The organism is Verrucomicrobiota bacterium (genome assembly GCA_016200005.1).
GTDB lineage: Bacteria > Verrucomicrobiota > Verrucomicrobiia > Limisphaerales > PALSA-1396 > PALSA-1396.
On record JACQFP010000068.1, the window covers coordinates 20,647 to 34,820 of the forward strand.

Annotated in this window: 13 protein-coding genes; all 13 read left to right on the top strand. The window is 57.8% G+C overall.

Annotated features, from left to right (window positions below; all coding sequences use genetic code 11):
- Positions 1-43 precede the first annotated feature (43 nt).
- The 13 genes from HY298_23055 (at position 44) to HY298_23115 (ending at position 13,969) form a co-directional block, all read left to right on the top strand.
- Positions 44-664 (top strand): hypothetical protein, encoded by a 621-nt coding sequence (locus HY298_23055; GenBank protein MBI3853140.1) that lies wholly within the window; start codon positions 44-46, stop codon positions 662-664.
- A 237-nt stretch (positions 665-901) separates the two neighbouring features.
- Positions 902-2,395 (top strand): hypothetical protein, encoded by a 1,494-nt coding sequence (locus HY298_23060; GenBank protein ID MBI3853141.1) that lies wholly within the window; start codon positions 902-904, stop codon positions 2,393-2,395.
- Between the two features lie 54 nt (positions 2,396-2,449).
- Positions 2,450-4,138, top strand: a complete 1,689-nt coding sequence (locus tag HY298_23065; protein ID MBI3853142.1) for a hypothetical protein — start codon at positions 2,450-2,452, stop codon at positions 4,136-4,138.
- Positions 4,135-6,063, top strand: coding sequence for a M4 family metallopeptidase (locus HY298_23070; protein ID MBI3853143.1), 1,929 nt, complete (start codon positions 4,135-4,137; stop codon positions 6,061-6,063). The genes HY298_23065 and HY298_23070 overlap by 4 nt, the downstream gene beginning before the upstream one ends.
- Before the next feature lie 87 nt (positions 6,064-6,150).
- Entirely contained in the window at positions 6,151-6,906 is a 756-nt protein-coding gene (locus HY298_23075; protein MBI3853144.1) for a type 1 glutamine amidotransferase, read from the top strand.
- The gene (locus HY298_23080) at positions 6,903-8,063 is read left to right on the top strand and encodes an iron-containing alcohol dehydrogenase (GenBank protein ID MBI3853145.1); all 1,161 of its coding nucleotides are present in this window, start codon (positions 6,903-6,905) and stop codon (positions 8,061-8,063) included. The genes HY298_23075 and HY298_23080 overlap by 4 nt, the downstream gene beginning before the upstream one ends.
- Before the next feature lie 58 nt (positions 8,064-8,121).
- Positions 8,122-9,552 (top strand): aldehyde dehydrogenase, encoded by a 1,431-nt coding sequence (locus HY298_23085; protein ID MBI3853146.1) that lies wholly within the window; start codon positions 8,122-8,124, stop codon positions 9,550-9,552.
- Positions 9,553-9,583: 31 nt separating this feature from the next.
- Complete coding sequence (locus tag HY298_23090; GenBank protein ID MBI3853147.1) at positions 9,584-10,084, top strand: four helix bundle protein; 501 nt, start codon at positions 9,584-9,586, stop codon at positions 10,082-10,084.
- A 44-nt stretch (positions 10,085-10,128) separates the two neighbouring features.
- Positions 10,129-11,475 (top strand): glutamine synthetase, encoded by a 1,347-nt coding sequence (locus HY298_23095; protein MBI3853148.1) that lies wholly within the window; start codon positions 10,129-10,131, stop codon positions 11,473-11,475.
- A 1,271-nt stretch (positions 11,476-12,746) separates the two neighbouring features.
- Positions 12,747-12,953 (top strand): antitoxin family protein, encoded by a 207-nt coding sequence (locus tag HY298_23100; GenBank protein MBI3853149.1) that lies wholly within the window; start codon positions 12,747-12,749, stop codon positions 12,951-12,953.
- Positions 12,954-13,014: 61 nt separating this feature from the next.
- Positions 13,015-13,272: a UPF0175 family protein gene (locus tag HY298_23105; protein ID MBI3853150.1), complete on the top strand. Its 258-nt coding sequence runs from the start codon at positions 13,015-13,017 to the stop codon at positions 13,270-13,272.
- Positions 13,273-13,302: 30 nt separating this feature from the next.
- Positions 13,303-13,578: a DUF3368 domain-containing protein gene (locus tag HY298_23110; GenBank protein MBI3853151.1), complete on the top strand. Its 276-nt coding sequence runs from the start codon at positions 13,303-13,305 to the stop codon at positions 13,576-13,578.
- Positions 13,579-13,756: 178 nt separating this feature from the next.
- Positions 13,757-13,969: a hypothetical protein gene (locus HY298_23115; GenBank protein ID MBI3853152.1), complete on the top strand. Its 213-nt coding sequence runs from the start codon at positions 13,757-13,759 to the stop codon at positions 13,967-13,969.
- The last annotated feature ends 205 nt before the right edge of the window (positions 13,970-14,174 follow it).

Here is a 14,174-nt window from a genome sequence, read left to right on the forward strand (position 1 = left end):
CAATGACCGCTCCCGTCATCCACGAATCAAAACGAGGTGCATCATGAAAAATCTGAAAGACTTCCAAAAACACAAACCCCAGACTTCCAGATCGAGCCGAAGGTCTCTGGTGGAGCGCGTTGAATCATCACTGCTTTGGGCAATGCAATCGGTCACCTCAAGGAACGGTCGCAGACAATTCAGCGCGGACCATGGACTGGAACGCTGGCCTTACCGGGCCCGGGCGCTTTGTCTGATCTTCGTTCAAGCTGCCTTTTGCCTGCGGGCAGCTAGCCAGAGTTACTCCATCGACTGGTTCACGATTGACGGCGGCGGCGGCACGAGCACTGGCAGCGTCTATTCCGTCAGCGGCACCATCGGTCAACCCGACGCCGGCCCGACCATGAGCGGCGGGAATTATTCCGTGGACGGCGGGTTCTGGTCCATCCTCGCCACCGTGCAAACGCCCGGCGCGCCGCTGTTGACCATCACCCGCTCCAACGCCACCAACGTGGTTCTCTCCTGGCCTTGGCCATCGACGGGCTTCGTGCTGCAGGAGAATCCAGTTATCGGCACGACCAACTGGACAAATGTTGGCACGTCGCCGATCACCAACGGGCCGAATCTCGAAGTCATCATCTCCCCGCCTATCGGCAATCGGTTCTATCGTCTGAAGCATCCGTAACCGGGACTGCCGCCGCCAAATCACGCCACCCGAGGAGGGCCGGGAATCGCCTTGCTTTTCCTTGATCCTTGCCTTCTCATTTACTTGTTCCCGAAGGGAATTTGCCATCGTGAATCTCAAGCAAGTTCTGTTTATGAAAACTCCCCTGCTTGTTTTCAAGCTGTCGGTCCTCCTCACCGTGGTGGACATGGCTTTGGAAAAACTCGTCGCTCATCATCATCTGAAAGAAAACTTGTTATGAAAAACAAATCCATCCTCGCACTCGCAGCGTTGCTCTTCTCGACCCTCAACCCTCAACTCTCAACCGTCCTCGCCCAAGGCACGGCGTTCACCTATCAAGGCCGCCTCAATGACAATGGCAGCCCGGCCAACGGCACGTACGATCTCCGTTACGAACTGCACAATGACGCCACCACCAACGGCCTGCTTGGCTCGCCGCAGAATGATTTCGGCGTTGCAGTCTCGAACGGCCTGTTCACATCTAGGCTCGACTTCGGGCCAGGCATTTTTACCGGCGACCCGCGCTGGTTGCAGGTGTTGGTGCGCAGTAATACTGCGCCAGTGTTTTCCGTCCTGTTGCCGCGGCAACGAATTGACGCTGCGCCTTACGCCGTCTTTGCCGGACTGGCGGCGGACCTGAAGAGCGGAATCAGTCCGACGTTCACAGGCACGCCCAGTTTCAACGCAGCCAGCGGCCCGCCGTTCAACGTGGGCAGTTCGAGTTTGGTCAGGAACTTGAATGCCGACCTGCTGGACGGTTTGGACTCGACCGCGTTCGTGCTCAAGGCCGGCGATACGATGACCGGCGGCCTGACGATTAACGCGTCAGGAGTTGACGCGCTGACAGCCACAGCGTCAGGGGTCAACGGCGTCAACGCAGTATCCACTTTCAATAACGGCAACGGCGTCATCGGCACGGCGGACATCGGCAGCGCCGCCTACGGAATCTGGGGGAAAAGTGCCAATGGTCAGGGGGGCCATTTCAACGGTGGCGCCTATGGGGTTTATGCCACGAGCACGGGCGGTCAGGCGGTGTATGCCAACTCCAGTTCCGGCTATGCTGGTCAGTTTGACGGGGCCGTGCGGATCAACTTCGCATCGCCCTTCAACAAACCACAACTGGAGGTCAGAGATCCTTCCGATTCCGGGTTCGCCCGGGTCCGGTTACAGACCGGCACGCGGCCGCTCTGGGACATCGCGGTTGGAACGGGCGTCAACACCACGAACACGCTTCGTTTCTTTAGCGATGGCAACGGCGATGTCGTAACCATTTCGCCACAAGGAACGCTCTCCACCAAAGTGCTGACCATCACTGGAGGCGCGGACATCGCCGAACCGTTCAAGATGTCCGAGGAAAATCTGCCCAAAGGCGCGGTGGTCGTCATTGATGAGGAAAATCCCGGACACCTGAAGCTTGGCACACAGCCCTACGACCGACACGTGGCGGGTGTCATCAGCGGCGCGGGTGGTATCAACACCGGACTGAATCTGCAGCAACACGGCGTCCTGGAGGGCGATCAGCCCGTAGCACTCTCCGGTCGCGTCTATGTCCAGGCCGACACTTCAAACGGCGCGATCAAGCCGGGCGATTTGCTGACGACATCCGACACGCCGGGTCACGCCATGAAAGTGACTGACCATGTTCTGGCGCAGGGAGCGATTCTCGGCAAGGCGATGACCGGATTGCCGGCGGGCAAAGGACTGGTCCTGGTGTTGGTCACGCTGCAATGACCTTCACGCACCCGGCGGAATTTTCAGAATCATGAATTCAATCTCTCTTTCGCCATGAAGATTCAAATAGTTAGCCCGCGCTCCACGCCAAAGAACAAGGTGTTGATCGTGGCGGGCCTTGCACTGTTGATTCATTGCCACACCGCCGCGGCGGTGGGCACGTGGACGCCGGTGGCCACCAATGCGCCGGCCGGGGGCGCCCACATGTTGTTGCTGTCTGACGGCACCGTCATGGTTCAGCACGCTGACGATACACTCCCCAACACCATGATCTGGTATCGGCTGACGCCGGGGAATCAAGGCGGTTACACCAACGGTAGTTGGACGACGATTGCGCCGAGCCACATGAGTCACGTGTTCTACGAATCGTTCGTGTTGCCGGACGGAAGAGTCGTGGTGGCCGGTGGTGAATATGGCACTGGAACAAATCACGCCGAGGTGTACGACCCGGTCGCCAACTTCTGGACAACGCCTCTGGCCTCGCCAGCGCCGATTATCCGCGACGGATGTTCCGAGTTGCTTCCAGACGGCAGATTGTTGGTGTTCCCGAACACCTACGTCTTCACTCCTCCATTTACGAATATGATCTACGATCCCACGGCCAACAGTTGGTCGCTTGGGTCGCCGTGCCTCGCCTCGCAGGACGAGGCCACCTGGATCAAGCTGCCCGACGACAGTATTTTGACAATTGATCGCAACGCCAACACGACCGAGCGGTACATCCCCGCGCTGAACCAGTGGATTGCAGATGCCCCGGTGCCGCCGAATTCACAAGTGTGGTCCAACGTTGAAATCGGAGCCGCTCTCCTCCTGCCCAACGGCAAGGCATTTTTCCTGGGTGCCAGCGGAAGAACCGCTCTCTACACTCCGTCGGGCACGACGAATGCGGGCACATGGGCATCCGGAGCCAACATTCCCAACGGGCTGGTAACCCAGGACGCCCCGGCCGCCATGCTGGCGAACGGCAAAATCCTGTGCGTCGTTCATACCTTTGGCAGCAACAACAGTGGGCCGTCGTATTTTTATGAATATGATTATGTCGCCAACTCGTTCACACAGGTCAACAGTCCCACCGGCGGTCTGACGGACAGCAAGGGCGCCAACCGCATCTCCCTCCTGGATCTGCCCGATGGAACCGTGTTGTTCAGCGACACGACCAGCCAGCTCCATGTTTACCAGCCGACCTGCTGTCCCCTGGCCGCCGGCAAACCGGTCATCAACACCATCAGCGCCAACGCCGACGGCTCGTATCTTCTGACGGGCACTGGCCTGAACGGAATCTCCGCCGGCGCCGCGTACGGCGACAACGCGCAGATGAACAGCAATTATCCGCTCGTGCGACTGACCGACGGCAGCGGCAACGTTTATTACGCGCGCACTTACAACTGGTCCAGCACCGGCGTGATGACTGGCAACCGCGTCGTCAGCACGAGATTCGCGCTGCCCGCCGCCGTGTTTCAGGGCGGAGGTGGCACCTTTTCGCTGGTCGCAGTAGCCAACGGCATCAGTTCGGATCCGGTTTCATTTGCCGGACCCGTCTGGGTTGATTTCAATTACAGCGGCTTTTTCCAGTTCGGCACTTACGACTTTCCTTTCAGCACGCTCGCTCAAGGAACAAATGCAGTTTCTTCCGGCGGTTCAATTCTGATCAAAGGAAACGGCACCAGCTCTGAAACGCTTACGATCAAGAAATCTTTGACAATTGTGGCTATCGGCGGCCCGGCAACAGTCGGCAAGCAATGAAACGCAAACGCCAAATGCTTCGATGGTTAGTACGACTGAAAGAACCAACCGCTGTCAGCATCGTGCGCCGCGCTTGCGTGTTTTCTTTCATTGCGATGGTTTTTTTCACGGTGAGAACGCTCGGCGCGCCAACGACAGAGGATTTCGCCAAGCTTGCGAGCCAGGTCGTCCCGGCACAAGCCCGCTCCGCGGCCGCGGTGCCCCCGGCGACAGTTCCCGCAAGCTTCTCAATCTCACCGCGGGGATTCTTGAAGTCCATCAGCGCGCCGCCTTCATACCATTTTCCGGCGCAACCTGGGGCAGCGGCCCAACCACCGTCAGCCATCGCACGCGATTTCCTGCTGACCAACGGATCGTTGTTTGGCGTGTCGCCGCTGGCGATTGACTTTCGCGAGGAGCGCGCGCGACAAAGCACCGCCCGTCAATACGTGCGGTTGCAGGAGTTGTATCACGGCATCCCTGTCGTGGCCGCAGAAGCGGTCGTGCAACTCAATTTGCAGAACGAGGTGGAAGCTGTGCTCGGCGATTTCGAGCCGGAGGATTCGCTTGCCAACAACGGGCGCACTGAGACGCAACCGCGACTGTCAGCCGACGCCGCGGTTGCGAAGGCAAAGGAAGCATTCATCGCGCAAGCTGCGCCCACGCAAATCCAGACCAGCACGCCGCAGCTTGCAATCTTCGCGCCGGCAGTGCTCGACGAATCCGGCGAATCTCAACTCGTGTGGGACCTGGAAGTTTCCGCCACCGCGCCGAAGAAATTCCGCTATCGAGTTTTGGTGGACGCGGCGCGCGGGGACATTGTGCGCCTGTGGACTTTGACGCCATCCGCTTTGTATCGCCAAATTCTTCAGTACTCCATCGTCTCCATGAGTACCAACAGTTGTAGCTCGAGCGAGTCGCTCGTGCGGCTTGAAGGCCAGCCGCCCTCCGGCATCGCCGATGCAGACAGCGCGTACACGTACTTGGGCGACACCTACAATTTCTACCTCGTGAATCATGGGCGGGACGGCTTCGACGGTTTGGGAGCAACCAACCGCGCGGTCGTCACCTACTGCCAGAGCTGCCTTCAATGCCCTTGGAACAATGCGGAAGCAGACTCGTTTGATCGGGAACTGCATTTCGGCGACGGCTGGGCTGTGGACGACATCGTCGCACATGAATTCACTCATCTGGTGACAGCCTCGGAATCCGGATTGATTTATACCAACGCCTCCGGCGCCATCAACGAATCGTTCTCCGATGTGTGGGGTGAGTTTGTTGATTTGACCAACGGTCACGGGGCGGACACACCAGACGTTCGCTGGCTCATCGGCGAGGAGTTGGCGCTCGCGACGCTGCGCAGTATGAAAAACCCGCCTCAATACAACAATCCGGATCGCCTCGGCAGCCCGCTTTACCAACCACCGAGCAACACCTACGACAATGGCGGCGTTCACGAGAACAGCGGCGTTAACAACAAACTCTGCTATCTGCTGACCGACGGCGATGCGTTCAACGGACAGTCAGTTTACGGCATGGGCATCACCCGGATAGCGGATTTGTATTATGAAGTGCAGGTCAATCTGCTCACCTCGGGTGCCGGCTGGACTGAGCTGTATCAGGCGCTCCGTCAGGCTGCCATCAACCTGGGATGGAATTATTCCGATCGTTTGAACCTGTATCACGCGTGCGCCGCGGTCGAAATTGCCGGGCCGGGCGCGAACCTTTACGTTGACAAATCCAGCACCTGCCCAAATCCGGCAGGCCTGGCGTCTTGCGTCTTCCCAGGCATTGGCCCGTACCTCACGGTGAGCCAGGGCTTGAATGCCGCCGGCCCAGCCGACGTTGTTCATGTGCGAACCGGCAACTACAACGAGCCAATGACCATCAACCAACTCGTGACTATCCGGGCTGAGAGCGGGCCGGTATCCATCGGCAAGCCCTGAAACGCATAGGTCGTTCCATGAGCTAGTCGGTCAGCTTCCGCGCATTTCACTCGACTTCACTGCCCTGCTTTGAAACCTTTTGCACCCGTGGTTGCATACCGAAAAACCAGCCTCAAGCCTAAACGAGTGCTCCTGATCAACGCCGTCAAATGGTCGGACGCATACTCGAAGGACAATCCTTGCTGCGATGTCGGACACTGGTTTGGTCGCTGGCTCAAACATCTTCCAGCCGTTTCGCAAACCGTCGTCGATGCTGAAGATGAATTCATGGAGACCGTCCGGAACGAAACCGATGGCGTCATCATCAGCGGCTCGCCGCGCGACGCCTGGAACGACGATCCGGTAAATGAAAAACTTTGTAACCTCATCCATGAATGCGCCGAGCGAAAGATTCCGGTGCTGGGCGTTTGTTATGGGCATCAGGTGATGGGTCGCGCGCTCGGCGGCCAAGTCGGACGCCATCCGCAAGGATTGGAACTGGGCAACACGCCGATCGACCTCACGCCTGCCGGTGCGGACTTTCCGCTCTTCGCCGGTTTTCCAAAACGATTCGATGTGCTCAACAGCCACGCAGACGCGGTGCTGACGTTGCCGCCGCAATGTGAGTTGCTGGCGACCGGACGCTTCACCGAGGTCCAGGCTTTCCAACAAAACGGGTTGTTGATGGGCGTCCAGTTTCATCCGGAAAGCGACCCCGACACAATGCGATTCATCTGGAGCGGCCGGCTCGAAGCCTGGCGGAAAAAAGTCAGCTTCGATCTCGATCAACGCCTTGCTTCCCTGCGACCCGCGCCGCAAGCCACGAAAGTTCTGGAAAATTTTGTTAACCACTTCATCCCATGAGCCAACCACTCATCACTTTTTCTTTTCCAACCACAACGCTCTTCGGCGTCGGCGCCATCGCGGAGCTTTCCTCGCGCCTCCGCCAGATGAACGTCACTCGCCCGCTCGTCGTCACTGATCCTGGCGTGGTGCAAACGGAAGCGTTCAATCTGTTGAAACACACGTTGGGTGAGAAGGCGCAGGGCCAATCCTGGTTTCTCTTCAGCGGCGTGCATCCGAATCCGGTGGAGAATGATGTAGTGGAAGGCGCGGCGGCATATCGAGACGCGAGTTGTGATGGTGTGATTGCGTTCGGCGGTGGCAGCGCGCTTGATGTTGGCAAGGCAGTCCGTTTGTTGGTCAAGCGACCCGACCTCAAGCTAGAAAAGTTCAACTATCAGGACGATTGGAACAATCTCGCGCCGTGCGTTTGCATTCCGACAACGGCGGGAACTGGCAGTGAGGTTGGACGGAGTTCCGTGATTACGATGTCCGCCACCAAACGCAAGGCGGTTTTGTTCCACCCAGCGTTGCTCGCGAAGCTGGTCATTCTCGATCCGGAATTGACGCGTGGACTGCCACCCAAGTTGACGGCGGCGACTGGCGCTGATGCGTTGACACATTGCATCGAATCGTTCACCTGTCCCGTGTTTCATCCGATGTGCGACGGCGTCGCGCTGGAAGGAATCCATTTGATCATGGACGCCCTTCCGCGCGCCTATCGCGACGGCAACGATCTCGATGCGCGCGGCAAAATGCTCGTAGCGGCGGCGATGGGCGCAGTAGCTTTTCAGAAGGATTTGGGCGTTGTCCACTCGCTGGCGCACCCGCTGTCCACGATATGCGGAATGCATCATGGGCTGGCGAATGCGCTTTGCCTTGTCGCCGGCATGACGTTCTGCGCGGAGCGCAAGCCAGGGCTTTATCGCCGCGTCGGAATCGCGTGCGGGTTGGACGTCGTCAAGAGCAGCGATGCCGAAGCAGATCGAGCGACGATTGAGTTCATTAAGAAATTCCTCGCCGGTATTGGCCTCGACGCGCGATTGCGTGACCACGGGGTGAAGGCGGAACAACTTGACGCGCTTGTAGCTCAGGCGGTGGACGATCCCTGCCACAAGACAAATGCAGTGCCAGTGACCGCGAAGGACTTCCGTCAGCTCTATGAGCAAGTGCTGTGAAGCAAGGCGCGGCTGAACTTGACCTGAACCGCACCGGCAGCGTATCACATTCCGCACAATGAATGTTCCGACGCAGCTTTTTCTCGATGGTAGTTACCAGAATTCCGCCTCTGGTCGGCGCACGACGTTGGTCAACCCCGCCACCGAACAAACCTTCACCGAGGTCGCCGCTGCTGATCTGGGCGATCTTAATGCCGCCGTGGAATCCGCCCAGCGCGCTTGGGAATCCGGTTGGCGCGACCTTGCGCCCGGCAAACGAACTGAAATTCTTTTCAACGTCGCCCGCAAGCTGCGGGAAAATCTGGAGGAGATCGCGCAGTTGGAGACATTGAACATTGGCAAGCCAATCTCTGACGCTCGCGATGAAGCCGGATTGGGTGCGCGAGTGTTTGAATTTTACGCCGGTGCCGTGACCAAGTTCTACGGGCAGACCATTCCCGTGTCGCGCGGCGGATTTGATTTTACTTTGCATCAGCCGATGGGCGTGATCGCGGCAATCGTGCCTTGGAACTTTCCCTTCCCCATCGGTTCTTGGAAGGTTGCGCCGGCACTGGCGGCGGGTAACTGCGTCGTGCTCAAGCCCGCCTCACTTTCTCCGCTCACGGCGCTCAAGCTCGGCGAACTGGCTCATGCCGCCGGTTTGCCACCGGGCGTGTTGCAGGTTCTGCCGGGCAGCGGCTCGACCATCGGCGACGCGCTCGTCACTCATCCGTTGATTCGCAAGGTTTCGTTCACCGGCTCGACGGAGATCGGCCGCCGCGTCATGGAACTAGCTTCGCGCGATCTCAAGCGCATCTCGCTCGAACTCGGCGGCAAGTCGCCCAACATCGTTTTTGCCGACGCCGATTGGCAGCGTGCTGCCGAAAGCTCGCCGATGAGTGTGTTCGCCAACACAGGGCAGGATTGTTGTGCACGCAGCCGCATGTTTGTGGAGCGAAGCATCTACGATCCCTTCGTGGAAGCATTCGTCGCCGCCACACGAAAGCTGAAGGTTGGTGATCCCGCCAAGCCCGAAACGCAACTCGGTCCGCTCGTTTCCGCGGGACAACGAACAACCGTGGAAGAGTTTCTTGTCGATGCCCGCAAACACGGCAGCCAGTTCGCCTGCGGCGGAGCGCGGCCAAATTCCAAAGGTTACTACCTTGAACCAACAGTGTTGCTCGACGTGGGCAAGACCGACCGTTGCTGGCACGAGGAGATTTTTGGTCCCGTGGTTTGCATCACACCATTCGATGACGAGACGCAGATGCTGCAAGAAGTGAATGCGTCGCCCTACGGTTTGAGCGGATCGCTTTGGACGAATGATCTGCGCCGTGCGTTGCGCGTAAGTCGCGCGGTCCAGAGCGGCGTATTGAGCGTGAACTCGCACAGCAGCGTCCACGTCGAAGCGCCGTTCGGCGGATTCAAGACCAGCGGCATCGGTCGCGATCTCGGCATGAACGCGATGGAGGGTTACACGGAATTGAAAAATGTTTACGTGGGGGAATGATACGTGAAACGTGAAACGTGAGGAGTGAGTCATGAACTTTAGCCAGTGGGAACAGACGGTGGCGGCAGAGATTAAGGGCGATTCCGTGTGGAAATCGGAGGCGTACCGACTGGCGCTGTTCGCGGCGGATTTGGGGTGGAGTGATGCAACCAAGCTCTTGAGCGATAAGCGAACCATCAGTCTGGCCGACCAGCTTTATCGTTCAGTAGGAGCTGTCAGCGCAGATTTGGAGGAAGGCTATTCGCGAGGCACGGGTAGAGATCGGGCACGGTTCTATGAGTACGGTCTTGGCTCGGCGCGTGAATCCAGAGGATGGTATTTCAAAGGACGCCATGTGCTCGGCCAGGAAGTGGCCGAGCACCGAATGCGGTTGTTTACTCAGATCATCAAACTTCTTCTGACCATGGTGCCAGATCAACGTGGACAAACTTTACACGAGGAATCTCCGCAGTACCCTTCCGTTCCGAAATTACCATCCTCGGATGGTGCGGAAAAAGGTGACGAACTGCTAGAGATTATTCCCATGCCCTGAGCCAATCTAACCTCTCACGTTTTACGCATCACATTTCACGTATTATGAACCTTCAGACTCTCAAATTCAAAATCAAAAGCGGCACGATTGACACGGTGATCGTTGCCTGCCCCGATGTCTTTGGCCGTCTGGTGGGCAAACGATTCACCGGACAATTCTTTCGCGACCATGTCGTGAAAAGCAGCACACACGGCTGCAATTACTTGCTGACGGTCAATATCGAAATGGACCCGATGGATGGCTTCAAGCTGGCCAACTGGGACAAAGGCTTCGGCGATTTCGAGATGCGGCCCGACATGTCCACGTTGCGCGTGCTCCCCTGGCAACTGGGCACCGCGCTGGTCCTGTGCGATTTCCTCCATCACGACGGCAAGTTCGTGGCGGAAGCGCCGCGCTCAGTGTTGCGACGGCAGCTTGACGCCATTTCAAAGAGGAAGCTCACTTGTTACATCGCCGGCGAACTGGAGTTCTTCCTGTTCAACACTTCCTACCACGATGCGTTCGCTTCGCATTATCAAATCCTGCCGCCGTCGAGTGATTATCGAATTGATTATCACATCCAGCAGCCGACGCAGGACGAGCCGATCATGCGCGCGGTTCGCAATCAAATGGCCGTTGCCCGCGTGCCGGTGGAATCGAGCAAGGGCGAATGGGGACGAGGTCAACACGAGATCAATTTCATTTACGACCAGCCGCTGCCGATGGCCGACATGCACGTGGTCTTCAAGCACGGCGTCAAGGAAATCGCCCAACAACACGGAAAGGCCGTGACGTTCATGCCCAAGTATTCCGCGCAGGACGCCGGCAACAGTTGTCACATCCACGTCAGCCTCTGGCAGGGCGGCAAAAATCTTTTCTGGGACGACAAACGCGGCGCTGGCTCGAAATTCTACCGCCAGTTTCTTGGCGGGCTGATGAAATATTCGCCGGAGCTTTGTTACTTCTTTGCGCCAACGATCAACGCCTACAAACGCTACCAATCGGCCAGTTGGGCGCCCACCAAGATGGCCTGGGCGCATGACAATCGCACCGTGGGCTTTCGCGTCGTCGGCCACGGCAATTCGTTCCGCATCGAGAACCGCATGCCGGGCGCCGACGCAAATCCATACCTGGCGTTTGCGGCCACCTTGGTCGCCGGCATGGCCGGTGTGGCGGAAGGATTGGATTGCGGCGAGGTCTATGAAGGAAACGCGTACATCGATCCCAAACTAAAAAGTCTGCCGAAATCTTTGCGCGATGCGACCGACCTTCTGGATCGCAGTCGAGTCGCGCGGGCGGCGCTGAGTGATGAGGTGGTCGATTTTTACGTCCACACGGCGCGGTTGGAGGCCCAGGCCTTTAACGACGCGGTCACGGATTGGGAACGTATCCGATATTTTGAACGGATTTAGGTGGAGGAACGGAGGGGCGGCGCTCGACCAATGTTGTCGCTAATCATAACCAAATCCTTCTGCTTGTCGAACCTCGACCCGACCGTTCTTGGTCAAGGAAATTCCGAGGGTGGCACCGGCGTTCAGATCAATCTGCTTCGACCAACTAATCCGCTTGCTGGGCATCGTGAAGGTCACGATTGGATGGACTGAAGTAGCTGAGACAGTTGAAGCCTCTGCGAATCCGAGCACTGCTCTGGTTTTCGGCCTGCCTCTGTAAACCTCCCTTCCATCAACCGCGATGACTGCCTCGCGGCCTTGATAAAAACCTTCCTGTAAGTGAATGACGAGGCTGTTCGTTGCGCCCGGCAGAATCGGTACGGCAGGGCGAACCGCGGGCTCTCTCCTGCACCCCGTAAGAGCGAAAAGCCCCACTAAAAAGCCAATGCTTATGTGATGTAATCTCCTGGTGTATGGGTCGGCGTGACAGAAATAAGGCCGGGGTTTGCAGTTAATCAGTATTGTCATAACGGGGCGACGCCTCTCGTTTCATACTCATCTCGCTTCATTAAACTTCACTCTTGCGGGCGTGCAAGCTTGGGTGGCAGCGTCGGAAAAATTGGGTACGGTTGCCACTCAGGAAGCTTTGGCTCGAGCTTCGGCGACAGAGGAGCGCCAGCAACAGGGGAAGCAACTATCTGGAGAGGCGGCTTACTCGCCAACGCCCGCTGCTGCTCGACAGTGGGAACGAAAAAGATACAGCAAACGGTGAATCCGACGCAAAAGCCTACACAGGCGAATAAAACCGATTTGAGATTCGCTTTCATACTTTGTTTGACGGTGAATGTGATATAATGCTCCCCTGCCAACTACCGAGGTAAACGACCCCTGCCACCCAACGTTGAGCGGAGAAGCGGCGCGGCGCTGGGCGATGACGTGGTCGATTTCTACGTCCACACGGCGCGGTGGGAAGCGCAAGCGTTCAATGATGAGGTGACGGATTGGGAACGCATTCGATATTTCGAACGGATTTAAGCACACAAGGAGTCTGTGCAAAAATCCGGGGGAATTGGGACGCCTTCGGGCACCGCCCCGCGCGCGTAGCGCAGCCGTCCTCGGCTGCGGGTTCGCGGGGCGTCCGCGCCCCGTGGACCGGGCTTGGCCGCGAGACGCGGCCAGAACCCGCAGGCGGGGACGCCTGCGCTACGGGGGCAGTGCCCGGATGCACCCGGCGGAATTGCGAAGCGGAATGCGAACTTGCAAACACGGCACAAAGAACTTAGTGTCCGAACGTGACAACCAGCATTGAGGCCATTTACCAAAACGGCAAAATACTACTGCCGCGACCGCTGTCGTTGCCTGAAAAATCTCCGGTGCGCGTGACGATCGAATCGGGCGACACCGAGCGCGAGGCCTGGCTGAAGCTTTCCGAGGAATCCTTGACCAGGATATGGGACAACGCGGACGACGATGTCTTCAATGAACTGCTCTTGAAATGAGGTCGTTCTCCTGCCGGACATTGCGCATTGCCAGGCAGACAGAAAGGGTTAAAATATTCCCATGAGCGTTACGCTGGAAATTCCGGATGACTTTGCGCAGCGGCTGCAAACCGAACCTGATGCGGCCGAAGCACAGTTGCGCCTTGAACTGGCCATCGCTTTGTATCGTCAAGGCCAACTGCCGCCGGGTCGCGCTGCGGAGTTGGCAGGTATGAATCGTTGGACATTCGAGGACCTCCTCCGGCAGCGCCAAGTTCCCATGCCCTACTCGTTGAGCGACCTCGACCACGACAGTGCTTATGCCAGCGGTCGTCGTTGACTCCTCTGTGAACTCGGACGGGTCCTCGGCTTGTCTTTCATCCTGCAACCCGGCGAGACGCAAGCGCTGGCCTTGGCCTTGGAGCTGCCCAATTCGCTGTTGTTGGTGGATGACGCCCAAGGTTGCCGGGCCGCCCAGGCGTTGGGAATTGCTTACACCGGAACGCTTGGCGTCCTGCTTCGGGCCAAGGCAGAGAGCAAAATCGCCGCACTCCGTCCGGTGTTGGAATTGCTGAAACAAAGAACGACCTATTGGCTCAGTGCGGCGGTCTATGAAGCGGCGCTCGCACAGGCAAATGAATCGTAGCAAAGGAGTTGATTTTTGGAAAAAAACCTATCTCACTTCTCGGAAGACGCGCAGCTACACAAGTGGGTGGAAGCATCTCCGATCCTGCGCAAAGCGCCGCGCGAACAAATCCATCCGAAGAGAATCCAGGCAAACCTATAATCCAGGGAGTCTGTAGAACCGTTCGTCTTCTGCCTATGTGGCCGTTTCATTGCTCGAACCCGGCAAGCCCGTCAGGTTTGAAGTGGTTGGCTCGGCGAACAGTCGGCGGTGGTTTGGGAATTATCTTGCGCGGGCGGCGCTGGGCAATGACGTGGTCGATTTTTGCGTCCACACGGCGCGGTTGGAAGCGCAGGCGTTCAACGACGCGGTGACGGATTGGGAACGCATTCGTTATTTTGAACGGATTTAATCAGAGTTCGGTGGTGTCCTGAATTGGCGGTAGCACTATGGGTGATGCCAACGGCGTAAAGCTAAGATCACGTTCCTCTGAACAAATATCACCGAGTTTGCAGTTGAGACGCCGCATAATCTGGCGAAGCGCTCGAGGAGTGATACTTTGCTGGCCTTGTTCCAAGCGATGAAGTGTAGAGGGAAGCAGGCCGACCTTCTATTGC

Bases quoted from the DNA above. Each gene is read 5' to 3' on its own strand.
- HY298_23095 (MBI3853148.1), top strand. From the start codon at position 10,129: ATGAACCTTCAGACTCTCAAATTCAAAATCAAAAGCGGCACGATTGAC.
- HY298_23105 (MBI3853150.1), top strand. From the start codon at position 13,015: ATGAGCGTTACGCTGGAAATTCCGGATGACTTTGCGCAGCGGCTGCAA.
- HY298_23080 (MBI3853145.1), top strand. From the start codon at position 6,903: ATGAGCCAACCACTCATCACTTTTTCTTTTCCAACCACAACGCTCTTC.
- HY298_23070 (MBI3853143.1), top strand. From the start codon at position 4,135: ATGAAACGCAAACGCCAAATGCTTCGATGGTTAGTACGACTGAAAGAA.
- HY298_23090 (MBI3853147.1), top strand. From the start codon at position 9,584: ATGAACTTTAGCCAGTGGGAACAGACGGTGGCGGCAGAGATTAAGGGC.
- HY298_23065 (MBI3853142.1), top strand. From the start codon at position 2,450: ATGAAGATTCAAATAGTTAGCCCGCGCTCCACGCCAAAGAACAAGGTG.
- HY298_23060 (MBI3853141.1), top strand. From the start codon at position 902: ATGAAAAACAAATCCATCCTCGCACTCGCAGCGTTGCTCTTCTCGACC.
- HY298_23085 (MBI3853146.1), top strand. From the start codon at position 8,122: ATGAATGTTCCGACGCAGCTTTTTCTCGATGGTAGTTACCAGAATTCC.
- HY298_23055 (MBI3853140.1), top strand. From the start codon at position 44: ATGAAAAATCTGAAAGACTTCCAAAAACACAAACCCCAGACTTCCAGA.